The organism is Streptomyces sp. M41 (genome assembly GCF_043673425.1).
Taxonomy (GTDB): Bacteria; Actinomycetota; Actinomycetes; order Streptomycetales; family Streptomycetaceae; genus Streptomyces.
In genome coordinates, this window is the sequence record NZ_JBIMKE010000029.1 from 12,636 (window position 1) to 38,113 (window position 25,478).

21 protein-coding genes and 1 pseudogene are annotated in these 25,478 nt (G+C 71.8%); 12 read left to right on the forward strand and 10 right to left on the reverse strand.

What is annotated here, in order from left to right; translation table 11 throughout:
• The first annotated feature begins 160 nt into the window (after window positions 1-160).
• Window positions 161-1,618, forward strand: coding sequence for a catalase (locus ACHBTE_RS28420; protein WP_394727153.1), 1,458 nt, complete (start codon window positions 161-163; stop codon window positions 1,616-1,618).
• 698 nt (window positions 1,619-2,316) lie between these two features.
• Here the strand turns inward: ACHBTE_RS28420 and gcl are convergent.
• Window positions 2,317-4,101 (reverse strand): glyoxylate carboligase, encoded by a 1,785-nt coding sequence (gene gcl / locus ACHBTE_RS28425; protein WP_394727155.1) that lies wholly within the window; start codon window positions 4,099-4,101, stop codon window positions 2,317-2,319.
• Between the two features lie 157 nt (window positions 4,102-4,258).
• Here gcl and ACHBTE_RS28430 point away from each other — a divergent pair, with 157 nt between their 5' ends.
• Window positions 4,259-4,951 (forward strand): hypothetical protein, encoded by a 693-nt coding sequence (locus tag ACHBTE_RS28430; protein ID WP_394727157.1) that lies wholly within the window; start codon window positions 4,259-4,261, stop codon window positions 4,949-4,951.
• 93 nt (window positions 4,952-5,044) lie between these two features.
• Here ACHBTE_RS28430 and ACHBTE_RS28435 read toward each other — a convergent pair whose 3' ends face one another.
• Window positions 5,045-5,482 (reverse strand): hypothetical protein, encoded by a 438-nt coding sequence (locus ACHBTE_RS28435; RefSeq protein ID WP_394727159.1) that lies wholly within the window; start codon window positions 5,480-5,482, stop codon window positions 5,045-5,047.
• An 82-nt stretch (window positions 5,483-5,564) separates the two neighbouring features.
• Here ACHBTE_RS28435 and ACHBTE_RS28440 point away from each other — a divergent pair, with 82 nt between their 5' ends.
• Window positions 5,565-6,260, forward strand: coding sequence for a helix-turn-helix transcriptional regulator (locus ACHBTE_RS28440; RefSeq protein WP_394727291.1), 696 nt, complete (start codon window positions 5,565-5,567; stop codon window positions 6,258-6,260).
• On the opposite strand, the gene ACHBTE_RS28445 is transcribed toward ACHBTE_RS28440, so the two are convergent.
• Window positions 6,261-7,850 (reverse strand): AMP-binding protein, encoded by a 1,590-nt coding sequence (locus tag ACHBTE_RS28445; RefSeq protein ID WP_394727161.1) that lies wholly within the window; start codon window positions 7,848-7,850, stop codon window positions 6,261-6,263.
• Complete coding sequence (locus ACHBTE_RS28450; protein ID WP_394727163.1) at window positions 7,847-9,517, reverse strand: AMP-binding protein; 1,671 nt, start codon at window positions 9,515-9,517, stop codon at window positions 7,847-7,849. Before ACHBTE_RS28450 ends, ACHBTE_RS28445 begins: the two co-directional genes overlap by 4 nt.
• Before the next feature lie 154 nt (window positions 9,518-9,671).
• On the opposite strand from ACHBTE_RS28450, the gene ACHBTE_RS28455 reads away from it, so the two are divergent.
• From ACHBTE_RS28455 to ACHBTE_RS28470, 4 genes are all read left to right on the forward strand, one after another.
• Entirely contained in the window at window positions 9,672-10,472 is an 801-nt protein-coding gene (locus tag ACHBTE_RS28455) for a response regulator transcription factor (RefSeq protein ID WP_394727293.1), read from the forward strand.
• A 228-nt stretch (window positions 10,473-10,700) separates the two neighbouring features.
• The gene (locus ACHBTE_RS28460; RefSeq protein ID WP_394727165.1) at window positions 10,701-13,520 is read left to right on the forward strand and encodes an ATP-binding protein; all 2,820 of its coding nucleotides are present in this window, start codon (window positions 10,701-10,703) and stop codon (window positions 13,518-13,520) included.
• A 345-nt stretch (window positions 13,521-13,865) separates the two neighbouring features.
• Window positions 13,866-14,654, forward strand: coding sequence for a S1 family peptidase (locus ACHBTE_RS28465; protein WP_394727168.1), 789 nt, complete (start codon window positions 13,866-13,868; stop codon window positions 14,652-14,654).
• 188 nt (window positions 14,655-14,842) lie between these two features.
• Complete coding sequence (locus ACHBTE_RS28470) at window positions 14,843-15,490, forward strand: LysE family translocator (RefSeq protein WP_394727170.1); 648 nt, start codon at window positions 14,843-14,845, stop codon at window positions 15,488-15,490.
• A 69-nt stretch (window positions 15,491-15,559) separates the two neighbouring features.
• Here the strand turns inward: ACHBTE_RS28470 and ACHBTE_RS28475 are convergent, their stop codons facing one another.
• The gene (locus ACHBTE_RS28475; RefSeq protein WP_394727172.1) at window positions 15,560-16,708 is read right to left on the reverse strand and encodes a winged helix DNA-binding domain-containing protein; all 1,149 of its coding nucleotides are present in this window, start codon (window positions 16,706-16,708) and stop codon (window positions 15,560-15,562) included.
• Window positions 16,709-16,908: 200 nt separating this feature from the next.
• Here ACHBTE_RS28475 and ACHBTE_RS28480 point away from each other — a divergent pair.
• Window positions 16,909-17,301, forward strand: a pseudogene (locus ACHBTE_RS28480) (hypothetical protein); the annotation flags it as partial.
• Here ACHBTE_RS28480 and ACHBTE_RS28485 read toward each other — a convergent pair.
• Window positions 17,240-17,794, reverse strand: a complete 555-nt coding sequence (locus ACHBTE_RS28485; RefSeq protein WP_394727174.1) for a DM13 domain-containing protein — start codon at window positions 17,792-17,794, stop codon at window positions 17,240-17,242. The pseudogene ACHBTE_RS28480 and the gene ACHBTE_RS28485 sit on opposite strands and share 62 nt — an antisense overlap.
• A 105-nt stretch (window positions 17,795-17,899) precedes the next feature.
• A complete protein-coding gene (locus ACHBTE_RS28490) occupies window positions 17,900-18,631 on the reverse strand; it encodes a flavodoxin family protein (protein WP_394727176.1) in 732 nt (243 codons plus the stop codon).
• Window positions 18,632-18,754: 123 nt separating this feature from the next.
• Here ACHBTE_RS28490 and ACHBTE_RS28495 point away from each other — a divergent pair, with 123 nt between their 5' ends.
• On the forward strand, window positions 18,755-19,756 hold the full coding sequence (locus tag ACHBTE_RS28495) for an NAD-dependent epimerase/dehydratase family protein (protein WP_394727178.1): 1,002 nt from the start codon (window positions 18,755-18,757) through the stop codon (window positions 19,754-19,756).
• Between the two features lie 34 nt (window positions 19,757-19,790).
• Here ACHBTE_RS28495 and ACHBTE_RS28500 read toward each other — a convergent pair whose 3' ends face one another.
• Both ACHBTE_RS28500 and ACHBTE_RS28505 read right to left on the reverse strand, forming a co-directional pair.
• The gene (locus tag ACHBTE_RS28500) at window positions 19,791-20,903 is read right to left on the reverse strand and encodes a sensor histidine kinase (RefSeq protein WP_394727180.1); all 1,113 of its coding nucleotides are present in this window, start codon (window positions 20,901-20,903) and stop codon (window positions 19,791-19,793) included.
• A complete protein-coding gene (locus ACHBTE_RS28505; protein WP_394727182.1) occupies window positions 20,896-21,648 on the reverse strand; it encodes a response regulator transcription factor in 753 nt (250 codons plus the stop codon). The genes ACHBTE_RS28500 and ACHBTE_RS28505 overlap by 8 nt, the downstream gene beginning before the upstream one ends.
• Before the next feature lie 114 nt (window positions 21,649-21,762).
• Here ACHBTE_RS28505 and ACHBTE_RS28510 point away from each other — a divergent pair, with 114 nt between their 5' ends.
• Genes ACHBTE_RS28510 through ACHBTE_RS28520 form a run of 3 tightly spaced genes read left to right on the forward strand, consistent with a single transcriptional unit; the run spans window position 21,763 to window position 23,866 of the window.
• Window positions 21,763-22,452 carry a glycosyltransferase family 2 protein gene (locus ACHBTE_RS28510; protein ID WP_394727184.1) on the forward strand — a complete coding sequence of 230 codons (690 nt, stop codon included), beginning with the start codon at window positions 21,763-21,765 and terminating at the stop codon, window positions 22,450-22,452.
• Window positions 22,449-23,102, forward strand: coding sequence for a DUF2064 domain-containing protein (locus ACHBTE_RS28515; RefSeq protein WP_394727186.1), 654 nt, complete (start codon window positions 22,449-22,451; stop codon window positions 23,100-23,102). Before ACHBTE_RS28510 ends, ACHBTE_RS28515 begins: the two co-directional genes overlap by 4 nt.
• The gene (locus tag ACHBTE_RS28520) at window positions 23,099-23,866 is read left to right on the forward strand and encodes a class I SAM-dependent methyltransferase (protein ID WP_394727188.1); all 768 of its coding nucleotides are present in this window, start codon (window positions 23,099-23,101) and stop codon (window positions 23,864-23,866) included. Before ACHBTE_RS28515 ends, ACHBTE_RS28520 begins: the two co-directional genes overlap by 4 nt.
• Window positions 23,867-24,182: 316 nt before the next feature.
• On the opposite strand, the gene ACHBTE_RS28525 is transcribed toward ACHBTE_RS28520, so the two are convergent.
• Window positions 24,183-25,433 carry a molybdopterin-dependent oxidoreductase gene (locus tag ACHBTE_RS28525; protein WP_394727190.1) on the reverse strand — a complete coding sequence of 417 codons (1,251 nt, stop codon included), beginning with the start codon at window positions 25,431-25,433 and terminating at the stop codon, window positions 24,183-24,185.
• Between the last annotated feature and the right edge of the window lie 45 nt (window positions 25,434-25,478).

Here is a 25,478-nt window from a genome sequence, read left to right on the forward strand (position 1 = left end):
CTCGCTGACACCTGTCCTGTCGCGCCCAGGCGGGGGCGCCGCCCGGAATCGACTTCAACAAACTGTTGACGCTCAGATTCTCGCACTTCTAGGCTCCATCAAGCGGAAAGTATTTTCCGCTGCCACCCGCACGGAAGTGCTACCGCACGGAAGGTCCACGATGTCGAAGCGTGTGCTCACGACCGAGGCCGGCGCCCCGGTCGCCGACAACCAGAACTCCGCCTCCGCCGGCGTCGGCGGCCCGCTCCTGCTCCAGGACCAGCACCTCCTGGAGAAGCTGGCCCGCTTCAACCGTGAGCGCATCCCGGAGCGCGTGGTACACGCCCGGGGCTCCGGCGCGTACGGCCACTTCGAGGTGACCGACGACGTCACCGGCTTCACGCACGCCGACTTCCTGAGCGAGATCGGCAAGCGGACCGAGGTGTTCCTGCGCTTCTCGACCGTGGCCGACAGCCTCGGCGGGGCGGACGCGGTGCGCGACCCGCGCGGTTTCGCCGTCAAGTTCTATACGGCCGAGGGCAATTACGACCTGGTCGGGAACAACACCCCGGTGTTCTTCATCAAGGACCCCATCAAGTTCCCCGACTTCATCCACTCGCAGAAGCGCGACCCGTTCACCGGCCGCCAGGAGCCGGACAACGTCTGGGACTTCTGGGCGCACGCCCCCGAGGCCACGCACCAGGTGACCTGGCTGATGGGCGACCGGGGCATCCCGGCGTCGTACCGCCACATGAACGGCTACGGCTCGCACACCTACCAGTGGACGAACGCCGACGGCGAGGCCTTCTTCGTCAAGTACCACTTCAAGACCAACCAGGGCATCCGCTGCCTGAGCAGCGAGCAGGGCGCCGAGCTCGCGGGCAAGGACGCCAACTCCCACCAGACGGACCTGCTCCAGGCCATCGAGCGGGGCGTGCACCCGTCCTGGACGCTGTACGTCCAGCTGATGCCGGCGGCCGAGGCGGCCGACTACCGCTTCAACCCGTTCGACCTCACCAAGGTCTGGCCGCACAAGGACTACCCGCTGCAGCGTGTGGGCCGGCTGGTCCTGGACCGCAACCCGGACAACGTCTTCGCCGAGGTCGAGCAGGCCGCGTTCTCCCCGAACAACTTCGTGCCGGGCATCGGCCCCTCCCCCGACAAGATGCTCCAGGGCCGCCTCTTCGCTTACGCGGACGCCCACCGCTACCGTCTGGGCGTCAACCACACCCAGCTCGCGGTCAACGCCCCGAGGGCGACCACCGCGCAGAACTACGGCCGGGACGGCCTGATGGCCACCAACTCCCAGGGCCGCGGGGCGAAGAACTACGAGCCGAACTCCTACGACGGCCCGGCCGAGACCGGCCGCCCCCTGTCGGCACCGCTGGCGGTGAACGGCCACACGGGCACCCACGTGGCCCCGCTGCACACCAAGGACGACGACTTCTTCCAGGCCGGTGAGCTGTACCGGCTGATGTCTGCCGAGGAGAAGTCCCGACTGGTCGCGAACATCGCCGGGGGCCTGTCCCAGGTCTCCCGCGACGACGTGATCGAGAAGAACCTGGCCCACTTCCACGCCGCCGACCCGGAGTACGGCAAGCGCGTGGAGGAGGCGGTCCGCGCCCTGCGCGAGGACTGAACCCCGAGGCTGCGTCCGTCTCCTGACGGGAGGTCATGAGCCGGACGCATCGCCCGCGCCCTTCGCCGGGCCGACCCGGATGAGGGGTGGTCGCCCGGCACGGGCGCGGGCAACGTGAGGACCGCGGCGGTGTGCGAGCCAGTGCGGTGGTGAAGGTCCGGCCTTCTTCTTCGACCTGAGGGAAGAAGACCCGGTTCCGTCGCATCCGCCGCGGTCCCGAGCTACTGGGCATCGTCGGATGCCACCCAGACCCCGTCCGGCGGCGCGAACGTCCTGTCGCGCCCAGCCTCGCACCGTCGGACGGCCACAACCGAATACCTCACCGGCTGAAGAGCGCCGGGTACGGACGGTCCCGTACCCGGCGCTCTTCGGCGTTCCCGCCATGGAGGACGTGGGTCACGTGGAGCAGTGGGGCACGTGGAGCACCACGAGCAGTCGACGCCCGCCTACGCCGTAGGGCGTACATGGGCTACGCAACCCTCAGATCAACCTCTGAACCGGCGCGGTGAGGCTTCAACCGCCCCCCGCCGCGGGCACATTCTCCTCACACGGGGCCCGCCGGCACGGGGGCGGCGGGCCCCGCCACGGGGGAGCACACCGCGGGGAGACATCACGGGGAACGCGGGGTCTCACGGGGGAACACGAAAGAGGGGCAGTCCAACCTTTCGGCTGGACCGCCCCTCGGCGTACGGGACGCGTCAGACCTTCAGCGTCCTGATCGACGTCGGCGCGTGACCCGGCTCCGTCGCGATCTCCTCGAACTCCACGACGTTGCTGATGTCGTTCGTGGTGGACATGGAGATGTTGGTGACGCGCTCCAGGATCGCCTCGACGACGACCGGGACCTGGTGCTCCGCGGCGAGCTTCTTGGCCTGCTCCAGGGCCGCGCCCAGCTCGCTGGGGTCGGTCACCCGGATCGCCTTGCAGCCGAGGCCCTCGGCGACCTTGACGTGGTCGACGCCGTAGACGCCCAGCTCGGGCGAGTTGATGTTCTCGAACTCCAGCTTCACCTGGAAGTCGATGTCGAACGCCCGCTGCGCCTGGCGGATCAGGCCCAGGTAGGAGTTGTTGACCAGGACATGGACGTACGGGATCTTGTGCTGCGCCCCGACCGCCAGCTCCTCGATCATGAACTGGAAGTCGTAGTCGCCGGACAGGGCGACGACCTGAGCCTCCGGGTCCGCCTTGGCGACACCCAGTGCGGCCGGGATCGTCCAGCCCAGCGGGCCCGCCTGACCGCAGTTGATCCAGTGCCGCGGCTTGAAGACGTGCAGCATCTGGGCGCCCGCGATCTGCGAGAGGCCGATGGTGGAGACGTACCGGGTCTCCGGGCCGAAGGCCTTGTTCATCTCCTCGTAGACGCGCTGCGGCTTGATCGGGATGTCGTCGAAGTGCGTACGGCGCTGGAGGCTCGCCTTCTTCTCCTGCGCGGACGCGGCCCAGTCGGAGCGGTCCGGCAGCTTGCCGGCGGCCTTCAGCTCCTTGGCCACCTCGACGAACAGCTCCAGCGCGGCCTTCGCGTCCGAGGCGATGCCGTAGTCCGGGGCGAAGATCTTGCCGATCTGGGTGGGTTCGACGTCGACGTGGACGAACTTGCGCCCGGCCGTGTAGACGTCGAGCTTGCCGGTGTGGCGGTTGGCCCAGCGGTTGCCGATGCCGAGGACGAAGTCGGACTCCAGGAAGGTCGCGTTGCCGTAGCGGTGCGAGGTCTGCAGGCCCACCATGCCGGCGTTCAGCTCGTGGTCGTCGGGGAGCAGGCCCCAGCCCATCAAGGTCGGGACGACCGGCGTGCCGGTCAACTCCGCGAACTCGACGAGGAGTTCGGCGGCGTCGGCGTTGATGACACCGCCACCCGCGACGATCAGGGGGCGCTCGGACGCGTTCAGCATCCCGATCGCCTTCTCGATCTGGGCGCGGGTCGCGGCGGGCTTGTAGACCGGGAGCGGCTCGTAGGTCTCCGGGTCGAACTCGATCTCCGTCATCTGCACGTCGATCGGCAGGTCGATGAGGACCGGACCGGGGCGGCCGGAGCGCATCAGGTGGAACGCCTGCTGGAAGACCCCGGGGACCTGTGCGGCCTCCAGGACGGTCACCGCCATCTTCGTGACCGGCTTGGCGATCGAGGCGATGTCGACGGCCTGGAAGTCCTCTTTGTGGATCACGGCGGTCGGCGCCTGGCCGGTGATGCACAGGATCGGGATCGAGTCACCGATCGCGGAGTACAGGCCGGTGATCATGTCGGTGCCGGCGGGGCCGGAGGTGCCGATGCAGACGCCGATGTTGCCGGGGTGCGTGCGGGTGTAGCCCTCCGCCATGTGCGAGGCGCCCTCCACATGGCGGGCGAGGGTGTGGTTGATGCCGCCGGAGGCCTTGAGCGCCGCGTAGAAGGGGTTGATCGCCGCGCCCGGCACGCCGAACGCGTTGCTGACGCCCTCGCGCTTGAGGATCTCGACTGCCGCTCGGGCAGCGGTCATACGAGCCATTAGTACTCCTGCTTCGGCTGTCGGATTCGCACTCCCGTCGCGCCCCGCGGTGAGCTTCTTCCGTATTGCGGAAAATTACTTCTGCTATCTGGAAGTAATGTAGGAGGGTGCGCGAATGCCGTCAAGAGAGGGACAAGCCAGGGCCTCTTGGAGGACGATGAGGGCCATGCCCGAGAGCGTGTCCGTGCGCTGCCCGGCCTGCCGACGCGAGCACATCTATACGGCCCCCGCCTATCCCTGCGCGTGCGGGGCGCCCGTCGCGCCGTCACTCGATCCGAACGGGACTCCGACGGCCGTCACCCATCGCGCCTGGGACGACGAGTGGATCGGCGTGCGCTGCACCGCGTGCGACCGTGAGGGCGAGTGGCCCCGCCCGGAGTTGGGCTGTGCCTGCGGGGCGGTCCTGCGCGTGCCGTTGGCGCAGACGGCCGCGGGCGGGGCGGCACCGCGCAAGGCGCCCGCGGCACGCCGCGCCTTCCAGCCGATCACGATCCGTACCGCGCGTGACGCGGTCACAGCGGCCGCGGTCTATCTGCGCTGGCTCGGCTACCGGGACATCCGCCGTGCCGATCAGCGCCCCACGTCCGGCGTCGGTATCGCCGCCCATGGACTGCTCGCCCACGTCGACCCGACGGTCAGGCCGGCCTCGCTGCGGGACGTGGAATGTCTGTGGCTGACGGCCATGACGGAGTCGGCGGACTGTGTCTACTTCTCCCTCTCCGGTTACGCACCCGACGCCCGTGCCCGTGCGGACACGCTGGGCGTCCCCTTGTTCGTTCTCGACCTGACGGGTACGCCGCAGCCGGTGAACGGGCTCGCCGACGAGTTGGATGCGACGGGCGCGCGGTGAGGTTTCTCGCCCCGCCGCCCCTACCCGTCCCATCCCAGGGGCTGCCGTCCCCTACCCATGAGGCGGTACTCGGCCTCGACCGGTGGCCCAGAATCACCCCCTGACCCGCTCACCGCGGTACCGCGCCGCGAGCCGCGCGAGCGCCACCGCGCCCAGGAGCAGCCCGAAGTCCCGCAGCACGATGTCGTAGTAGTCCGGGATGGTCAGCAGGTTGACGATGATGCCCGCCAGCCAGCCGGCCACCAGCCACCCTCCGAAGCGCGGCGCGAGGGCAACGACGACACCGGCCAGGATCTCGATCACTCCCACCGCGTACATGGCCGCCTGGGCGCTGCCCGGAGCGATGTCGTCGATCCAGGGCGCGAGGTAGCCGGGCCAGTCCACGAGCAGGTTGGCGAACTTGTCCAGGCCGAACAGGATCGGCGCCACCGTGAAGCCGATGCGCAGGACCAGGAAGGCCTGGTAGCCGGGGTCGGCGAGCGCGGCACGCCGAGGCTCGGCGGACGTGGCGCCGGTGATTGCGGAGGTCATGACTACTCCTTCTATAGATGACTCTCATTAGCTATAGAAGCGCGCACCTTCTCTTTAGTCAATGGCTGTGGGTTTTACACTGGTGTTCGTGGATGCCGCGAAAGACGTACACGACGCCTCAGATGCTCACGCCGCCGACGTCTCGGCCGTCGCCGCGCTCGACGAGCCGACGCGCAGGAGGCTGTACGAGCACGTGGTGCGCCGGCCGGGCCCGGTCAGCCGGGACGAGGCGGCCGAGGCGCTCGGGCTGGCGCGGCAGACCGCGGCGTTCCACCTGGACCGGCTCGCCGCGGAGTCCCTGCTCGACGTGGTCTACGAGCGGCGCAGCGGACGTACCGGACCGGGCGCGGGCAGGCCGGCCAAGCTCTATCGCCGCTCCACGCGACAGGTCGCCGTGAGCCTGCCGGACCGGCGTTACGAACTCGCCGGACGGCTCCTCGCCCAGGCGGTGGAGGAGTCCGACGCGACGGGTGAGCCGGTGCGGGAGGTGCTGCACCGCAAGGCCGAGGAGCTCGGCTCACAGCTGGGCGGGACGGGCGACGCGGCTCTCATCGACCTGCTGGAACACCACGGGTTCGAACCGCGGCGCGAGGACGGCGTGATCGTCCTGGCCAACTGTCCCTTCCACGTGCTGGCCCGTGAGCACACCCAGACGGTGTGCGGGATGAACCTCCATCTGCTGCGCGGCGTGCTGCACGGGCTGGGCGAGGCCGGCTTCGAAGCCTGCCTCGCCCCTCAGGACGGGCGGTGCTGCGTCCTGCTGCGGCCGACCGGCTGACTACCGGGAGTACTTCTCCCGCAGCTCCACCTTCCGTACCTTCCCGGACACCGTCATCGGGAAGGCGTCGAGGACCTGCAACCGGCTCGGGATCTTGTAGTGCGCCAACTGCCCGTCGCAGAAGCCCTGCAGTTCCTCCAGCGTCAGCGGGTCACCCGGATCGCGCGGGATGACGCACGCCAGCACCTCCTCGCCGTACCGCTCGTGGGGCACCCCGACGACCTGGACGTCCGCGATCTTGGGATGGGCGTACAGGAACTCCTCGATCTCGCGCGGGTAGATGTTCTCGCCACCCCGGATGATCATGTCCTTGATGCGGCCGACGATCTCGACGTAGCCGTCCTCTCGCATCGTCGCGAGGTCGCCGGTGTGCATCCAGCGGCCGGCGTCGATGGCCTCGGCGGTCTTCTCAGGCTCGTTCCAGTAGCCGAGCATCACGCTGTAGCCGCGGGTGCACAGCTCGCCCGCCGTGCCGCGCGGCCGGGTCACCCCGGTCGCCGGGTCGACGATCTTCACCTCGATGTGCGGCAGCACCCGGCCTACGGTGCCGGTGCGGTGCTCCAGGTCGTCGTCCCTCCTGGTCTGGAGCGAGACGGGCGAGGTCTCGGTCATGCCGTAGCAGATGGAGACCTCCGCCATGTGCATCTCCGCGACGACCCGCTTCATCACCTCGACCGGGCAGGGCGAGCCCGCCATGATGCCGGTGCGCAGCGAGGAGAGTTCGTAGGCCGCGAAGTCGGGGAGGTTCAGCTCCGCGATGAACATGGTCGGCACACCGTAGAGCGAGGTGCACCGCTCCTGCTGGACGGCCGCCAGTGTGGCCTTGGGGTCGAAGGACGGGGCGGGGACGACGATGCAGGCACCGTGGGAGGTGGCGGCCAGGTTTCCCATGACCATGCCGAAGCAGTGATAGAACGGGACCGGGACGCAGACCCGGTCCTGCTCGTCGTAGGCGATCAACTCCCCCACGAAGTAGCCGTTGTTGAGGATGTTGTGGTGGGAGAGGGTGGCTCCCTTCGGGAAGCCGGTCGTGCCCGAGGTGTACTGGATGTTGATGGGGTCGTCGCAGGACAGCTCCGGGAACGCGACGGGCGTCCCACGGGCGATCAACGCCTCCCAGCTCGGGTCGCCGATGTACACCGTCTCCCGCAGCCGCGGGCACCTGCCGCGCACCTGCTCGACCATCGCCCGGTAGTCGCTCGTCCTGTGGCTGAGGGAGGCGAACAGCAGCGAGACGCCGGCCTGCTTCAGGACGTACTCCACCTCGTGGGTGCGGTAGGCCGGGTTGATGTTCACCATGATCGCGCCGATGCGGGCGGTGGCGTACTGGACCAGCACCCACTCGGGGCAGTTGACCGCCCAGATGCCCACTCGGTCGCCCTTGGCCACACCGCTCGCGAGCAGCGCGTACGCCAGCTCGTCGACGTCGGCGGCGAACCGGGCGTAGGTCCAGCGCCTGCCGGAGGGCACGTCGACCAGTGCCTCCCGGTCCGGCCACGCCGCGACCGCCCGGTCCAGGTTGGTCCCGATCGTGTCCCCCAGCAGGACCGTCTCGCTCGTCCCGTGCGTGTACGACGGTTCAGCGGTCACCGGAAGTCCTCCTCGCGGTACTCGGCGTCCGACCCGGCGGCCGTGGCCTCACGCAGCTCGATGCGGCGGATCTTGCCGGAGACGGTCTTGGGCAGCGGCGCGAACTCCAGCCTGCGGATGCGCTTGTACGGCGCGAGGACCTCGCGGGAGTGCTCGAAGAGCACCTTGGCCGTGTCGGGACCGGGCTCCCAGCCCTCCGCGAGCACGACATACGCTTTGGGCACCGCGAGCCGCAGCTCGTCCGGCGCGGGCACGACGGCCGCCTCGGCCACCGCCTCGTGCTCCAGCAGGGCACTCTCCAGCTCGAAGGGGGAGATCTTGTAGTCGGAAGCCTTGAAGACGTCGTCCGCTCGGCCCACGTAGGTGATGTAGCCGTCGGCGTCCCGGGAGCCGATGTCGCCGGTGCGGTAGTAGCCGCCGGCCATCGCCTCCGCCGTACGGTCGGGGTCGCCGTGATAGCCGGTCATCACGCCGACGGGCCGTTCGGACAGGTCGAGGGCGATCTCGCCCTCGTCGGCCCCGGGTGCGCCGGAGACCGGGTCGAGGAGTTCTACGCGGAAGCCGGGGCTGGGGCGGCCCATGGAGCCGGTCTTCAGGGGCTGGCCGGGGCTGTTGGAGACCTGCACGGCCGTCTCGGTCTGCCCGAAGCCGTCCCGGATGGTCACGCCCCAGGCCCGCCGGACCTGCTCGATGACCTCGGGGTTCAGGGGCTCGCCCGCCGCCACGACCTCGCGGGGGCGGGTGCGCAGGGCGCCCAGGTCGGCCTGGATGAGCATGCGCCACACGGTCGGCGGGGCACAGAAGGTGGTGACACCGGCGCGGTCCATCTCGGCCATCAGCCGGGCCGCGTCGAAGCGTGTGTAGTTGTGGATGAAGACGGTCGCCTCGGCGTTCCACGGCGCGAAGAGGTTGGACCAGGCGTGCTTGGCCCAGCCGGGCGAGGAGATGTTCAGGTGCACGTCGCCGGGCTTCAGTCCGATCCAGTACATCGTGGCCAGATGCCCGATCGGGTACGAGGTGTGGGTGTGCTCGACGAGTTTGGGGCGGGCGGTGGTGCCGGAGGTGAAGTAGAGCATCAGCGGGTCGTCGGCCCCGGTCGGCCCGTCCGGGGCGAACTCGGCCGAGGCGCCGTACGCCTCCTCGTAAGTCCGCCACCCTTCCCTCGCCCCGCCGACGACGATCCGTGTGTAGTCGCCGGGGACCTCGTCGAACTTTCCGGTGTCCTCGGAGCGCACCAGCACATGCCGGACACGTCCGCGCTCCACCCGGTCGCGCAGGTCGGCCGGGCCCAGCAGCGGCGTCGCGGGGATGACGACGGCGCGCAGCTTCATCGCGGCGAGCGCGGTCTCCCACAGTTCGGCCTGGTTGCCGAGCATGACGAGCACGCGGTCCTCGGCCCGCACGCCGCGCTCGCGCAGCCAGTTGGCGACGCGGGCGGAGCGCTCGGCCATCTCGGCGAAGGACAGCCGGACCTCGCTGCCGTCCTCCTCGACGATGTGCAGCGCGGGGCGGTCGTTCTTGTCGGCGATGACGTCGAACCAATCGAGTGCCCAGTTGAACCGCTCGGGCCGGGGCCAGACGAAACCCTCGTAGGCGGCGGCGTAGTCCTCACGGTGTTCGAGCAGGAAGTCCCGCGCGCTGCGGAACAGCTCCGTCCCCGTCTTCATCTGTCCTCCTGGTGACCGGACCTTGCCGGGCGGCTCTGTGTCATCGTCTAATCCGTGACGTGGGTCTCACTACCCCCGAACGGGGGTGTGTGCTCCCGGGAAGCCGCAGTGAAAGGGCGGGCAGGTGGCAGTGGACGCGGCCGTATCGGTGGACATGAGGCGCGCGCTGGTGCGCCTGCGCCGCACCACGGGCCTCCCGGTCGCCTTCGGCGGCCTGGTGGAGCCCGGGCGCAGACAGCTGCGCATCAGCGAACTGCACGGCACGGCGACCGAGTCCCTGCGCACCCTCGCGGTGACCACCGGCAACGGCCTGGGCGGCAAGGCGGTCGCCCTCGCCCGTCCGTGCGCGGTCACGGACTACTCCAGCTCACGGCAGATCACCCATGAGTACGACGCCGCGGTCGCCGCCGAGGGGCTGTGCTCGGTGCTCGCGGTCCCGGTCGTCGTACGGCGCCGGGTGCGCGGCGTCCTGTACGGCGCCCTGCGCACGGCCCAGCCGCTGGGCGACCGCACGCTGACGGCGGCCGTGGCGGCGGCGCGGGACGTGGAGCAGGCGCTGGTGGTGCGGGACGAGGTGCGGGGGCTGCTGGACGCGGCGCTGCCGGAGCCGGCGCCGGTCGCGCAGGGCGCCGGCCGGGAACAGGTCCGCGAGGCGCATGCCGCCCTGCGGGCGCTGGCTCCTCGCATCGCCGACACCGCGCTGCGCTCGGAGCTCCTAGCGGCCTGCGCCCTGCTGACGTCGGAACACCCCGGGGCCGCGGTGACACTGGCCCCGCGCGAGCTGGACGTCCTCGCCTGCGTGGCCGCCGGTTCGACGAACGCCGCCGCGGCGGAGCGGTTGGGGCTGCGGGCCGAGACGGTCAAGGGCTATCTGCGGTCGGCGATGCGCAAGCTGGGCACGCACACCCGCGGGGAGGCGGTGGTGGCGGCGCGCCGGGCCGGACTGCTGCCCTAGGGGGTGTCCGACACCCCCTGGGGCCGGATGGGAGGGCCGGACTCCGGGGCCGCGGCGGGCGGGCCGGCGGCCGGTGGTCCAGCCCACCTGGACGACCATCCATGCATTCACCCGGACTCTGAATTCATCCATGCTCCGCGGCTGTTATTTGCCTCACCACGTCGTCGGTCCGAATTTCAAAGATCTGTTGCCTAATATTGGCCCGAACACGACACACGGAGGGGAGCGGTGACCGTGCGACGGGACTTCAAGGAGCCTGCCAGATGCCGCCCCGACCAGGTCATCGGCAGGGAGGAGCTGTTCAGCGCGGCGCGAGAGCAGCTCGGGCGGGGCGGCAGCGTGCTGCTTCACGGACCTGCCGGAATTGGGAAGTCGACGGTTCTGCGAGCATTGGCCACCGAATACGGCCGGGCGGCCCGCACCGTGTTGCGCTGCTCCCCCACGGAGTCCGAATCCCACCTCCCCTTCCTCGCCCTGGCCGACCTCCTCGGCCTGGTCCTGGACGAGGTGTCCGACCGGCTCCCCGCCGCCCAGCGCACCGCCCTGGAGGCGGCACTCACCGGCCGCGGCGAATCCACCCTGCAACGCGACGGCCTGGCGCTGCGCCTGGCCGTGCTGTCGGCCCTGCGCGCCCTCGCCGAGACCGGGCCCGTCCTCATCGTCGCCGACGACCTCCAGTGGCTCGATCCCGCCAGCGCCGAACTCCTCGGCTTCGCCGCCCGCCGCCTGGGCGACACCCCCGTGCGGATGCTGTGCGCGGTGCGGACCGAGGACCAGGAGTACGACCGTCATCTGCGCGCGGCACCGCCGGACACCCTCGCCGTACGGCTGGGCCCCCTGACCCGCGCCCAGATGTCCGCCCTGCTCGACAACCGCGGTTTCACGGGCCTGCCCCGCTCCACGGTCCGGGACATCCACCGCACCAGCGGCGGCAACGCCCTGTTCGCCCTCGAACTGAGCCGTGCCCTCGCCGAGAACCCCACCCCGCCCCGGGCCGGCGAACCCCTGCCGGTGCCCACCTCGCTGCGGGCCCTGGTGCTCAACCGCCTGGAGATGCTCTCCGAGGAGGCCCGCCGCACCCTGCTGGTCGCCAGCGCCGGCGCCCGCCCCACACTGGCCCTGCTGCACGCCGCCGGCCGTGCCGACGCCGAGGCCGAGACCGCCCAGGCCGCCGAACTCGGGCTGCTGGCGACCGAGCCCGAGGAACCCGCCGTACGGTTCGCGCACCCGATGGTCTCCGCCGCGCTCTACGCGGAGGCGCCCGCGCAGGAGCGCCGGGCCGCGCACGCCGCGCTGTCCACGGCGGCCTCCGACCCGATCGAGCGGGCGCGGCATCTGGCGCTCGCGACCTCCGGCACCGACCCCGAGGTCGCGGCGCGGCTGGCCGAGGCCGCCGCCCTGGCCCGGGACCGCGGGGCACCCTCGGTGGCCGCCCAGCTGTCCCTGCTCGCCGCCCGGCACACCCCGCCGGACGGCAGGCCGAGCCCGGAGGTGCTGCGGCTGGACGCCGCCGAGGACGCGATCACCGCCGGGGAGCTGGACCTCGCCCGGGACATCGCGCGTGAGGTGCTCAACCGGGCGACGGTGCCCGCGGACCGGGTGCGGGCCTGGATCATCGTGATCGACACGGCGGGCCACGCCATGACGGAGGTCGACGCGATCTTCCCGCAGGCCCTCGCCGACGCGGGCGACGATCCGAGGCTGCTCGCCCTGGTCCACTACCAACTGACCTGGCGGGCCGTGCTCGTGAAGGGCGACTTCGACGAGGCGCGGGAGGAGGCCGCGTACGCCGCGGCGCTGGCCGCGCGCGCCGACGACCGGTACACCGAGCTCATGGCGCTGGCCTTCCAGGCGCAGATCGAGACCCTCATGGGCCACCCGGACGCCCCGGCGACCATCCGGCGGGCGCTCGAGGAACCCCAGGACGCGAGGGTGGCCTGCCATCACAACGGCGCCGGCTACTCCCGTTTCCGCTGGCTGATCATGAGCGACCAGCTGCCCGAGGCCCGCGCCGCGGTGACCGCGCTGCTGCGTGAGGTGCGCCGGCACGGGTGGGTGGAGAGCGAGGTCCACTTCCTGCGCGGGGTCGCCGAGACCGAACTGCACTCCGGGCACTGTGGACGCGCCCTCGACCTGGCCCGCGAAAGCCTGCGGCTGGCCCGTGACACCGGGATCGGCGAGGTGGCCTCCGCCGTGCTCACCTCGCTCGCGGAGGCCGCGGGCGGCGAGCTGGACCGGGCGCTGGCCCTGGCCCGGGAAGCGGTGGAGCACGCCGAGCGGGACGGCGACCAGATGTACACCTCGCGGGCCCTGGCCGCGCTCGGCCATGCCCAGCTGGTGGCCGGGGACGCGGCGGCGGCGGTCCGTTCGCTGCGCCGGGTACGGGAGATCGAGCAGAGCCTCGGCATCACCGACCCGGCCCGCGGCCGTTGGCACGGCGACCTCGCCGAGGCCCTGGTGCGCAGCGGTGAGCTCGCGGAGGCGCAGGACGTCATCGCCGTCACCCGCGAGCAGGCGCTGCGGCTGGACCGGGAGTGCGTGCTCGCGGTCCTGGACCGGGCCGAGGCGCTGGTCCGCGCGGCACGGGGTGAACAGGACGCCGCCCTCGCCCAGGTGACGTCGGCACAGGACCGGCTCGCCGCCCTGGGCTACGGCCTGGAGGAGGCCCGGGCCGCGTTCGCGCTGGCCCAGTTGCGTACGGGTGCCGCGGGGCAGGCGGCGCACGACGAGGCGGCCCGGCTGTTCCGCCGGTGCCGGGCGCTGCCGTGGCTGCGGCAGGTCGAGTCGGCCGCGCAGACGCGCCGCGCGCGGGCGGTCCCCACCCCCGCCTCCGCGCCGGACGGCCTCGACGGGCTGGACGGGCTCGCCTCGATGGAGCGTCAGGTGGCCGCGCTCGTCATGGAGGGCGCGACCAACCGGGAGATCGCCACCCGGCTGTTCATCAGCGTCAAGACGGTCGAGGCGACGCTCACTCGCGTCTACCGCAAACTCGGGATCCGGTCGAGGGTCGACATCGTCAGACTGGCGGCGGCGCGCCGTACGCCGTGATGCGGGGGGCTCTTCGCGGCGCGGTCGGGGGCTGTTCGCGGTGCGGCGGGGGGGCTGTTCCCGTGCCGCGAGGGCTGACCCGAGGGGTGTCGGGCGGTGGCCAGGTCGTCGGCCGGCGGCGCGAGTTCACCCGTCCTGGTCGGTCGGTGGAGGTTTGACCTGACACGACCGAGGGTTTTCCCTGCCCAACTCCCTTAGGGGGTTCCCTCATTGGGAAGGCCAAGTTGCGCGACCTAACTTGGGGGACGTGCCGCTCGCCGGGCACACGGAGGCCGGTCCCGCGCCCCCGTGCACAACCCCCCACACCCGCGCGACCCCCACCGGCAATCCCCAATGAGGAGTCTCATGTTCGGGCTCACCCGTGCCAGACAGGCCGCTGCCGTCGCGGCGACCGCTGCTGCCGCCGCGGCGGCGCTGCTCAGCGCCCCCACCGCTGAGGCGTCCTCCACGCGCATCGTGGGCGGCACGACGACCACGACCACCGCGTACCCGTTCATGATGCAGATCACGGACGCCTCGCAGAGCCAGTTCTGCGGCGGAACCCTAGTCTCCGCGAACAAGGTCGTCACCGCCGCCCACTGCATGGTCGGCGAGACCACGAGCAGCGTCCGGGTCGTCGGCGGACGCACCTACCGCAACGGGACGAACGGCACGGTCAGCCGGGTCAGCGACATCTGGGTCCACCCGGACTACACGACCGCCACCGAGGGCGACGACGTCGCCGTGCTGACCCTGTCGACCTCGATGCCGTACAAGCCGGCCTCGTACGTCGACCCCTCGGACACCGGTGTGTACGCGACCGGTGCCACCGCCCGCATCATCGGCTGGGGCACGACCTCCTCCGGCGGCAGCTCCTCCAACCGGCTGCGCACGGCGACCGTGCCGGTGGTCGCCGACTCCAGTTGTGCGAGCTCCTACGGCTCGGACTTCGTCAAGTCCGACATGGTCTGCGCCGGACGCACGTCCGGTGGCGTCGACACCTGCCAGGGCGACAGCGGCGGTCCCCTGCTCATCGGGGGCGTCCTGGCAGGAATAACGTCCTGGGGCGAAGGCTGCGCCCAGGCCGGTTACCCGGGTGTCTACACCCGGCTGACCACCTTCTCGGACGAGGTGACCGCACAGGTCGAGTCGTAACCGGGAGCGGCACCCACAGGTCTCCCGAGCACATCTCGGGTGAAAGACCGGGGGGCGTTGCGGGCCTCCACGAGCGGCCCGCAACGCCCCCTATCCATGTCCCGGCCTTCCCCGGGCCCTCCCCTTGTCAGTGGGGGCTGTTTCAATGGGTGTCCGGATGTGGTGAGCAACGGCCGGGGGTGAGGGGCATGGTGACCGGGGACCGTCTGCTGGCCTTCGCGGCGATGTCGGTGCTGGTGATCGTGATTCCGGGCCCGAGCGTCCTGTTCGTCATCGGCCGTGCCCTGGCCCACGGCCGCCGCACGGCGGTGGCGACCGCGCTCGGCAATGTGGTCGGCTCGTATCTGCTGGTGGTCGCGGTCGCGGTGGGGGTCGGCTCACTGGTGGAGCGTTCCGTCGCCGTCTATCTGACGGTGAAGCTGGCCGGCGCCGCCTATCTCGTCCACCTCGGCATACAGGCGTTCCGGCATCGCAAGGAGCTGAAGGCGTCGGCGATCCGGGCGCAGTCCGCGGGACGGTCGCGCGGTGATCTGCGTACGGTCCTCGACGGCGCACTGGTCGGTGTCACCAACCCGAAGGGCGTGGTGTTCTTCGCTGCCGTGCTCCCCCAGTTCGTGGACCACTCGGCGGGCAGTGTGCCTCTTCAGATGCTGCTGTTGGGCCTGGTCCCGATCACCATCGGCCTCGTCACGGACACCCTGTGGGGTCTGACCGCGTCCACGGCCCGCTCCTGGTTCGCCCGCTCCGACCGCCGGCTGTCGCTGATAGGCGGAGCCGGCGGATGCACGATGATCGGGCTCGGGGTGACGGTCGCGGTGACGGGGCGGGCCGACTGACACCGGGCCCAGCGGTCCGACTGCCGGGCCTGCGGCCCGAAGACCGCGGCTGGGCGATGCCGGTCCCGCCTACGCGATGACGGTCCCGAAGCGGATGTCGTACGGCGTCTGCGGATGCACCACGCTCAGCATCCGCTCCGCCTCCTCAGTCACCTCGGTCCGCTGGGCCTTGGTGAGTTCGATGAACGGCTCGATGACCAGGGCGTCGCCGAGGATGCGCCAGACACCCGAGAGGAAGCCGTCGACGAGGAGCGGGCAGTAGAAGGTGTTCGCCTGCCAGGTGCGGCCCCGGTTCGCGGGCGGGATCACCCGGGTGCGGTCGGCGTGGGAGAGGAGGACGTTGTCGAACTCGGGGAGGAAGCGGGGCGGCGCCGGCGTGTCCGGGTCGGGGCGCGGGGCGTCGGGGAGGTCGAAGAGTTCGACGCCGTTCTCGTCGCGGAAGGTGAGGAGTTGGGGGCGGAGGCGTTCGAAGGCCGCGCGCATCCGGGTCAGCCCGGACCAGGTCTGCATGTCCTTCACGGAGGCCGGCCCGAAGGCGGCCAGGTACCGCAGGACGGTGGCGTCGGTGTCGGCGGCCGGTTCGGCGGGGCGGCCCAGCCAGTGCTCGGCGGTGGTGAGGGTGACCTGGGCGCTGCGGCCCCACATTCCGCGCGGGGTGACCTGGACGAGCGGAAGGCTGCAGCGGGCGGCGATGGCCAGGGACTGCGGGTCGGCGTCGGGCCATTCGGCGCCGAGGGCCTCGCGCAACTGCTTCATGGTGCGGGGCTCGGCCTCGACGAGTTCACGGGAGAGGACGGCGAGGCGGTCCAGGTCGACGCCGACGAGGCCCCTGCGGAAGTAGTTGATCTCACGGTCCCGGGCGGGCTGGACCAGCGGACGCAGAGTCAGGCTGTCGTCGGCGGTGTGCATATGGATCGTCGAGCGCATGGTGACGAGGCGGACGACCGCGCGGTCGGCGAGCAGCCCGGACAGCTCCTCGGTCGTGAAGCCGTCGAGGCGGGCGGCGAGCGCGTAGTAGGGCGGCTTGACCTCCTGGGCCTGGAGGCCGACCAGATGCTCCACGGCCTCAAGAGCGGACAGCGGCGAGCGGCGCAGCAGCAGCTGCCGTTCGAGGGTGGCGCGGTTGAGGGCGCGAGCGCCGAGGACGGGGCCGGTCGCTGCCGTCGCCCTGTCGCCGCGCCGCGTCGTGGTCCGGTTGGTCGAGCTCCGCTTCGTCATACCCCTCACGCTAGCCAGGCTTGCGGACACATACGGTCCGCAAGGGTGACAGCCTTCGGATCGGCTCCGCTCCCGCTCACGCCATTCGCCCCGCGTCCCCTCGTCCCCGCCGCTGTCACGACCGGCACAGCAGTGCCGCCCACAGGTCGAGGCGGTCGGCGAGGCGGGACAGGTCGCGGCCTGTGAAGTGCTCGATGTGCGTCGCCCAGGCACTGGGCGCCACCCTCTTCGAGCACGTCCGCGTCGACCAGCGCGGCGAGGTCGAGACGGCCGCCTTCCGCCGCTACCGGCTCCCCCAGTACGCCGACGTCCCGCGCACCGAGGTCCACTTCATGGAGACCGCCGACGCGATCGGCCCGCTCGGCGCCAAGTCGACGAGCGTGAGCCCGTTCAACCCGGTCGCCCCCGCCTCCGCCAACGCCCTGCGGGACGCGACAGGCGTCCGCTTCACCCAGGTGCCCTTCACCCGAGACGCTGGGCGAGCCGTTCGCGAAGGAGCACCCGAGGGCGAAGGTGGAGCTGAAGGCACCATCAGGTACGAGTCAGCTCCGCGGCGCCGAAGGATACGTCGAAGCGGTCGCACCAGATGGTGAGGCTGCTGTAGCGGGTCAGCTCGGCGTCCTCGGGTACGGCGTAGTTCTGGCTGCCCTTGTTGCCCTTGAGTTTGCCGAGGCTGATGTGTTTCCCGTCGTCGAACACGCGCCAGCCGGCGGTGCCCTGTTTCACCGGGGCGTCGGTCAGCCACACCCGCAGGTCGGGGCCATTGCTGGTGTCGAGGTCCTCCAGGCGCACGACATGGCTGCCGTCGGACAGGCGCAGCAGCTTCACCGTCCCCGATGTGGCGTGCTCGTGGCTGATCAGCTCGCCGCTCGCCAGGGTGCGCGGTCCGGCCGGGGCGGGCGCGGGGGAAGCGTCGGCCGACGGCCTCGGCTGGTTCGCGGTGACGGGCGACGCCTCCCGCACGGTCACGTCCTGCCACAGCTTCCACGGCTGGAACCAGTAGAGGCCGAAGCCGGCCCCGGCGACCGCCAGTATCAGCACGCCCATCGCCCACGGCCTGACCAGCGCGCTCCGCACCCGCCCCATTGCGCCCACCTCCTGGGAATGTTTCGTTTCCGTCCATTGAACTGACGAAGCGGCCGTCCGGGCCGATCCGGCGGATGACGAAACCATTACGTGTCCGGGGACTTGTCAGCGGTGCTCGGGGTTGTCCGCGCCCGGGCGGCAGCCCGCGTCCCACTGGGAGCGCTGGTTGCCGTGCGCGGGCACCCCTCCGCTCCTCTTGAGCAGGGCCGCGAGGTGCATGAGGTTCCAGGCCATGAAGCTGGTGTTGCGGTTGGTGAAGTCGTTCTCCGGACCGCCCGAGTCCGGGTCCAGGTACGACGGTCCGGGGCCGGCCGCGCCGATCCAGCCGGCGTCCGCCTGCGGGGGGATCGTGTAGCCGAGGTGCTGGAGGCTGTAGAGGACGTTCATCGCACAGTGCTTGACGCCGTCCTCGTTGCCGGTGATGAGGCAGCCGCCGACGCGGCCGTAGTAGGCGTACTGGCCCTGGGGGTTGAGCAGCGACGAGCAGGCGTAGAGGCGCTCGATGACCTTCTTGGTGACCGAGCTGTTGTCGCCCAGCCAGATCGGGCCCGCCAGGACCAGGATGTCGGCGGCCATCACCTTCTCGTACAGCGCCGGCCAGGCGTCCGTGACGAAGCCGTGCTCGGTCATGTCGGGGTGTACGCCGGGCGCGATGTCGTGGTCGACGGCACGGATCAGTTCGGTGGTCACGCCCGCGGAGTCCATGATCGACCGGCTCTTGCCGATCAGACCCTCGGTGTGGCTGAGCTGCGGGGACGGCTTGAGAGTGCAGTTGATGTAGAGGGCGGTCAGATCCTCGAAGCGGTACGGCGTGTCGGTGCCGGGAGAGGTCGTCATGGAGGCAGCGTCCCGCGCCGGGTCTGGTTTGTCCCTGTTCGGGGCCGGCCTTACGCCTTACGGAGTCATGACGTGCGGGCGCGGTCCCGTGGTGCCACGCCGTTGCGGGCCTAGCGTTCCCGTATGCGCGTACTGGTCACCGGCGGTGCCGGGTTCATCGGGTTCCATGTGGTCACCGCCCTGCGGGAGCGGGGGCACGAGGCGATCGTGTTCGACATGCGGCGCGATCCCCTCGCCGACGTGCGGGACCCGGCAGCCGTGGCCCGCGCCCTGTCCGGCGTGGACGCCGTGTGCCACCAGGCGGCGATGGTCGGCCTCGGCAACGGGGTCGCCGACGCGGCCGACTACGTCTCGCACAACGACCTGGGCACGGCCGTGCTGCTGGCCGAGATGGCGCGGGCCGGCGTACGCCGGCTCGTACTCGCCGGGTCGATGGTCGTCTACGGGGAGGGCCGGTACGTATGTCCGCGGCATGGGGTCGTACGGCCCGGTCCGCGAGCGGTCGGCGACCTCGACGCGGGTCGCTTCGAGCCCGTCTGCCCGGCCTGTGGGGACACCCTGTTCCCCGGTCTGGTCGGCGAGGACGCCACGGTCGACCCCCGGAACGTGTACGCGACGACCAAGCTGGCGCAGGAGCATCTGGCCGCGGCCTGGGCCCGTTGCACCGGCGGGTCCGCGGTGTCGCTGCGCTACCACAACGTGTACGGGCCGGGGATGCCCCGCGACACCCCGTACGCCGGTGTCGCCTCGTTCTTCCGCTCGGCGCTCGCCCGCGGCGAGGCACCGCGCGTGTTCGAGGACGGACGGCAGCGCAGGGACTTCGTGCACGTCCGTGACGTGGCGGCGGCCAACGCGGTGGCGCTGGAGGCGGAGCCCGCCCCGGGCGCGCTCACGGCGTACAACACCGGCAGCGGGGTCCCGCACACCGTCGGCGGGATGGCGCGGGCGCTGGCCGCGGCGTACGGCGGGCCGGAGCCGGTCGTCACCGGCGAGTACCGGCTCGGGGACGTACGGCACATCACCGCGGACTCCTCGCGGCTGCGGGAGGAGCTGGGGTGGAAGCCTCAGGTCGGGTTCGCGGAGGGCATGGAGGAGTTCGCGCGGGCCGGGATGCGCGGGGCATAGCCGCGCATCCCGGGACCGGTGGTGCTGCCCGCGTTCAGGAAGCCGCGGCGGGCAGCACCACCTCGAAACGGCAGCCGCCGGGGATGTTGCGTACGGTGGCCCGGCCCTGGTGCGCCTCCACGATGCCCTGGACGATGGCGAGGCCGAGGCCCGCGCCGGCCGGGGGCGTACGCGCGTGCGTGCCGCGCCAGCCGGTGTCGAAGACGCGCGGCAGGTCCTCTTCGGGGATGCCGCCGCAGGCGTCCGTCACGGACAGCACGACGCCCTCGGGGGAGCGCTCCGCGGCCACGGCGACCGTGCCGTCGGCCGGGGTCCGGCGGATGGCGTTGACCAGGAGGTTGCCCAGCACCCGGCTCATCTCCTTGCCGTCCACCCGCACGGGCACCGGCTCGACGAGGCCGCCCACCAGCCGCACCCCGTGTTCCCGGGCGAGCGGGTCCGCTCCCGCGAGCGCGTCGCCGACCAGGTCGTACAGGGAGATCCGGGTGGGCGTGAGGGGGAGCGTGCCGGCGTGGATGCGGGAGAGTTCGAAGAGGTCGCCGACCATGCCGTCGAGGCGTTCGACCTCGGTGCGGATCTGTTTCAGATAGCGGTCGGGGTCGGCGGCGACACCGTCCTCCAGCGCCTCGGACATGGCGCGCAGGCCGGCCAGTGGGGTGCGCAGGTCGTGCGAGATCCAGGCCACGAGCTCGCGGCGGGAGGTCTCCAGCGCGCGTTCACGCTCCCGGGATTCGGCGAGCCTGGCGCTGGTGGCGGCCAACTCGCGGCTCAGATACTCCAGTTCCGCGGTCGCCGGGCCGTCGGGTGCCGAGAAGCTGCCGCCGTCGCCGAAGGAGCGGGCGGCCACGGCCAGTTCACGGCTGCGGGCGACGACCCAGCGGCCCAGGACCAGCGCGGTGGCGAGAGAGACGACGGCCGCCATGGCGACGACGGTCGTGACGACGCTCAGGTCGTGCGGCGACAGGAACATCGCCCAGGCGACGGCGAGCGTGCCCGCGAGCATCGCGACGACCCCGACCGCCGCGACCACGCCCAGGGAGGCCGTGAGCGAACGGCGCCGGATCAGGCGCAGTACGCCCGCTCCGGCCAGCCCGGTGACGGCGGCGCCGGCGAAGGCGTACAGGGCGATCAGGAGGGTGTCACGCATGCCGGTCCTCCTCGCCCCCGGCCGCACCGGGATCGAAACGGTAGCCCACGCCCCATACGGTCTGGATCAGGTGGGGCCGGGCCGGGTCGTCCTCGACCTTGCCGCGCAGCCGGCGGACGTGGACGGTGACGGTCGACAGGTCACCGAAGTCCCACCCCCACACCTCACGCATCAGATCCTCACGGCTGAACGCCTGGCCGGGGTGGCGCAGAAAGAAGGACAGCAGGTCGAACTCCCGGAGGGTGAGGGAGAGTTCGGCGCCGTTCTTGGTGGCTCGGCGGGCCGCCGGGTCGACGGTCAGGCCGGCCGCCCCCAGTCGCGGCTGTCCGGTGACGGGCCCGCTGCGGCGCAGTACGGACTCCACGCGCAGCACGAGTTCGCGGGGGCTGAAGGGCTTGGTGACGTAGTCGTCGGCGCCGACCTCCAGCCCCAGGATGCGGTCGTCCTCGTCGCCGCGCGCGGTGAGCATGATCACCGGAACCGGGCCGTGGCCACGCATCCGGCGGCACACCTCCAGACCGTCCATGCCGGGCAGCATCAGGTCGAGCACGACCAGGTCCGGCCAGTGGGCGGCGGCGCGGCTCAGGGCCGCCGGACCGTCGGCGGCACGATCGACGGCGTAGCCGGCGCGGTCCAGGTATCCGGCGACGACCTCGGCGACGGTCGGGTCGTCGTCGACGACCAGGATCCGCGGCGGTCCGCCGGTGGCTTGTGCCCGCAGGGGCTCGTACGGCTGTTGCTGCATACCCCCAGCCTGGCACCGCGGCGCCGGCCGTGGGTGGCCGAGTACCGCCCTGGCCTCCGACGTCCGTGTTTCGTAAGGAGCGGTGGCCCGTTTTGCCCGATTCTCCTTCGTAGGGTGAATGCCGTGACGACGACACCTTCCGACGTCGACGTGGTGCTGCCCTGCCTGAACGAGGCCGAGGCCCTGCCCTGGGTGCTCGAACGGATTCCGCCGGGCTGGCGCGCACTCGTCGTCGACAACGGTTCCACGGACGGCTCGGCCCAGGTCGCGAGCGCATGGGGCGCGACCGTGGTGCACGAGCCACGGCGCGGCTTCGGCGCCGCCTGCCATGCCGGGCTGACCGCAGCCACCGCCGACGTGGTGTGCTTCTGCGACTGCGACGCCTCCCTCGACCCCTCGCTCCTCGTGCCCTTCGTACGTGAGGTCCGCGACGGCGGCGCCGACCTGGTGCTGGGGCGGCGGCGTCCGCAGACCCGGCGGGCGTGGCCGGCGCACGCCAGGGCCGGCAACCTCGCCCTCGCCCGGATGCTGCGCCGCCGTACCGGGCTGCGCCTGCACGATCTCGGCCCTCTGCGTGCCGCCCGCCGCGAACCGCTGCTCGCCCTCGGCCTCACCGACCGGCGCAGCGGCTATCCGCTCCAGATGGTCGTCCGCGCGGCCGACGCCGGCTGGCGGATCACCGAGCACGACGTGCCCTATCTGCCCCGTGCCGGGGCGTCGAAGGTGACGGGCACCTGGCGCGGTACCTGGCAGGCGGTACACGACATGAGCCGCGTACTGGCCGACGGGAGGGCCACCCGGTGACCACGCTCCTCGTCATCGCCAAGGAGCCGCGGCCGGGCCGGGTCAAGACCCGGCTCACACCGCCGTTCACGCCCGGACAGGCGGCGGAGCTGGCCGAGGCGGCCCTGGTGGACACCCTGCGCACCGTGGCGTCCACGCCCGCGGACCGCCGTGTGCTGGTGCTCGACGGCACCCCCGGCCCCTGGCTGCCGCCCGGCTTCGACGTCGTACGCCAGTGTGCGGGCGGGCTGGACGCGCGGCTGGCGGACGCCTTCGCGCACTGTGCCGGTCCCGCCCTGCTCATCGGCATGGACACCCCGCAGGTGACGCCGGAGCTGCTCACGGTGGACTTCGCCGATTGCGACGCCTGGTTCGGTCCGGCGGCGGACGGTGGCTTCTGGGCGCTCGGCCTGGCCCGTCCCGACCCCGAACTGGTGCGGGGCGTGCCCATGTCGACGCCGGCGACGGGAGCGGTGCAGCGGGAGCGGCTGATCGCCGCGGGCCTGCGCGTGCGCGATCTGCCGTGCCTGCGCGACGTCGACACGGCCGCCGACGCCCACGCGGTCGCCGCGCTGGCTCCGCACGGTTCCTTCGCGGCGCGGCTCGCCCGGTGCACGGCGGTCACGCGGCACACCGCCCGGCCGGCCTCCCGCCCCGCCGGTCCGCGATGAGCGCGCCACCCGCCACCGACGTGGCCTGGGCCACCGCCGACCCCTACGACGCCGCCCTGCGCGCCGGGCACGGTCCGCTGTTCCTGCGCCGCGCCGACGGCTGGCTGCTGCCGCTGGACGTGGAACGCTGGTGCGCGCGGGCCGACTCGGTCGACCGGGAGGTCCTGGACCGGTGCGAGGGGGCCGTGCTCGACGTGGGGTGCGGGCCGGGGCGGCTGGTGGCGGAGCTCGCCGCACAGGGGCGGGCCGCCCTCGGGATCGACGTCAGCGAGGCGGCCGTCGCGCACACCCTGCGACTCGGCGGGCAAGCCCTGCGGCGGTCGGTCTTCGAACCGCTGCCCGGCGAGGCCCGTTGGGACACCGTGCTGCTGATGGACGGCAACGTCGGTATCGGCGGCGACCCCCGTGCCCTGCTGGACCGGGTGGCCGGGCTGCTGCGCCCCGGCGGTCTGCTGATCGCCGAGACCGCCCCGGTGGACGTCGACGAGCGTGTGCGCGTGCGCATCACCGATGCCCGGGCCGCCATCGGCGATCCCTTCCCCTGGGCGCGGCTCGGCACGCGCGCGCTGCTGAGGCACGCCCGGGGCTGGGAGCGGGCGGGTCAGTGGACGGCGGGCGGACGGGGCTTCGCCGCCCTGCGCAACCGCGCCGACCGCAGCCGCCGCAGCGTCAGCAGCAGCGCCGAGCCGCCGAAGAGAATGGCGGTGATCAGCAGCCAGCGGGGGAGGAACACCTCGGGCGGCAGGCCGGTTCCGGACCGGTAGCGTTGCTCGACCATGCCGCTGATCAGCGGGAACCATACGAGCAGGAGCAGCCCGGAGAGGGCCGCCGGTACGCGCACGTACATCACCCACTCCGGGCGCCGCACCGCGCCGAGTCCCTGGACCATCGCCCTGTCCAGGGCCGCGTACAGGGGCAGCAGCACGAGGTCGTGCAGCAGTGCCGCGCCCACCAACCACAGTGTCACGCCCAGCCAGTCGTCCTCGAGCAGCCGCACCCCCGCGTAGGCGGCCAGGGCGAACGAGCAGGCGAGCAGAAGCAGCTGGAAGGGGCTTCCGACGGGGAGCCTCGGTGGGCGCATCACAGGTCTCCGAACGTCATCCGGGCCACCCACTTGGTGTTCAGCACACCGGGCGCCGCGGGCACGATGATCCGGGCCGGGTGGCCGTGGTCGGGGGACAGGTCCTCGCCGTTGACGTAGAGGGCGAGCAGGGAGCGCGGGTCGGCGACCTGGTTGGCGCGCAGGGCGGCCTTGCGGAACGCGCCGCGCCGCTGGAGGGACTCGACGAACACGTCCGGCGGGTCGTCCTCATAGCCGACGAGGGCCGCGAGGTCGCGCAGCCGGACCCCCCGCCACCACTGGTCCGACGTGGACCAGCCCTCCACGCAGGCGATGGGCAACGCCGAGCTGTGCAGGGGTAGTCCGGCGAGCTCGGCACGGCTGAGGCGGACGGTGCCGGTGCGTCCCGTCACGACGAGTTGCCAGGCCGCCTCGCCGGTCTCCGCCGGGTCGATCCCGGCGTACTGGGCGGTCTTGTTGATCTGGAAGCCGTTCGGGCCGCTGCCGGGTTCCGCGCCGCCGTGCGGGGCGAGCAGGGCGGTGCGCCGCAGCGGACCGTCGAAGTTCTGCCCCGCCGTCGTCGCGAACAGCAGCAGCGAACCGCCCCCGACGAACCACAGTGCGCCGCGCCGGGAGACCGTCGGGTCGGCGGGCCGGGGGGAGACCAGGTCGTTCTTCTCCTCCCGCAGCTGCCGCAGATTGCGCAGCGCCGTGGGCAGCTTCAGCACCACATGGGCCGCGAAGGCCGCGAGGAACACCCAGGCGCCGTAGAAGTGCAGGGTGTAGAAGGAGCCCGGGAAGACGTAGTCGAGCTGGACGTTGAGCACGCCGGTCACGAACTCGAAGAGCCCGCCGCCGACCAGGAGCAGCAGCGAGATCCGTTCCAGGGCGTGGGCGAGCGAGCGGGCCGGCGGCAGGGCGAACAGCCTCGGCACGACGGACCACAGCTTGGCGAGCAGTACGGGGATCAGGGTGACGCCGAGGGTGACATGGACGCCCTGGTTCAGGCGGTACAGCCAGTGCGGGTTCGTCGGCCAGGCGAAGAGGTAGAAGCCGAGGATCCCCTTGTCCGGGGTCTTGTCGTTCACCGGCGAAAGGTCCGGGTTGTAGGCGGCGTACGAGACGAGTCCCGTCACGAACAGCACGGTGATGCCGATGAGCAGGACCAGGCCCAGCACCGAGGTGAACCAGGGGCCGCGCAGCGGGCTGCGCCAGAAGCCGGGGGACGTGGGGAGCCGCGGTACGCGTGGCCGGTGTGGATCGTCTCGCATGAACCGACGGTAGGCCGCGACCACCCCGCGAAAGGGTGCGAGACC

Coding starts and splice junctions, on each gene's coding strand:
- ACHBTE_RS28420 (WP_394727153.1), top strand. CDS start 161: ATGTCGAAGCGTGTGCTCACGACCGAGGCCGGCGCCCCGGTCGCCGAC.
- gcl (WP_394727155.1), bottom strand. CDS start 4,101: ATGGCTCGTATGACCGCTGCCCGAGCGGCAGTCGAGATCCTCAAGCGC.
- ACHBTE_RS28430 (WP_394727157.1), top strand. CDS start 4,259: ATGAGGGCCATGCCCGAGAGCGTGTCCGTGCGCTGCCCGGCCTGCCGA.
- ACHBTE_RS28435 (WP_394727159.1), bottom strand. CDS start 5,482: ATGACCTCCGCAATCACCGGCGCCACGTCCGCCGAGCCTCGGCGTGCC.
- ACHBTE_RS28450 (WP_394727163.1), bottom strand. CDS start 9,517: ATGAAGACGGGGACGGAGCTGTTCCGCAGCGCGCGGGACTTCCTGCTC.
- ACHBTE_RS28455 (WP_394727293.1), top strand. CDS start 9,672: ATGAGGCGCGCGCTGGTGCGCCTGCGCCGCACCACGGGCCTCCCGGTC.
- ACHBTE_RS28465 (WP_394727168.1), top strand. CDS start 13,866: ATGTTCGGGCTCACCCGTGCCAGACAGGCCGCTGCCGTCGCGGCGACC.
- ACHBTE_RS28470 (WP_394727170.1), top strand. CDS start 14,843: ATGGTGACCGGGGACCGTCTGCTGGCCTTCGCGGCGATGTCGGTGCTG.
- ACHBTE_RS28475 (WP_394727172.1), bottom strand. CDS start 16,708: ATGACGAAGCGGAGCTCGACCAACCGGACCACGACGCGGCGCGGCGAC.
- ACHBTE_RS28485 (WP_394727174.1), bottom strand. CDS start 17,794: ATGGGGCGGGTGCGGAGCGCGCTGGTCAGGCCGTGGGCGATGGGCGTG.
- ACHBTE_RS28490 (WP_394727176.1), bottom strand. CDS start 18,631: ATGACGACCTCTCCCGGCACCGACACGCCGTACCGCTTCGAGGATCTG.
- ACHBTE_RS28495 (WP_394727178.1), top strand. CDS start 18,755: ATGCGCGTACTGGTCACCGGCGGTGCCGGGTTCATCGGGTTCCATGTG.
- ACHBTE_RS28500 (WP_394727180.1), bottom strand. CDS start 20,903: ATGCGTGACACCCTCCTGATCGCCCTGTACGCCTTCGCCGGCGCCGCC.
- ACHBTE_RS28505 (WP_394727182.1), bottom strand. CDS start 21,648: ATGCAGCAACAGCCGTACGAGCCCCTGCGGGCACAAGCCACCGGCGGA.
- ACHBTE_RS28520 (WP_394727188.1), top strand. CDS start 23,099: ATGAGCGCGCCACCCGCCACCGACGTGGCCTGGGCCACCGCCGACCCC.
- ACHBTE_RS28525 (WP_394727190.1), bottom strand. CDS start 25,433: ATGCGAGACGATCCACACCGGCCACGCGTACCGCGGCTCCCCACGTCC.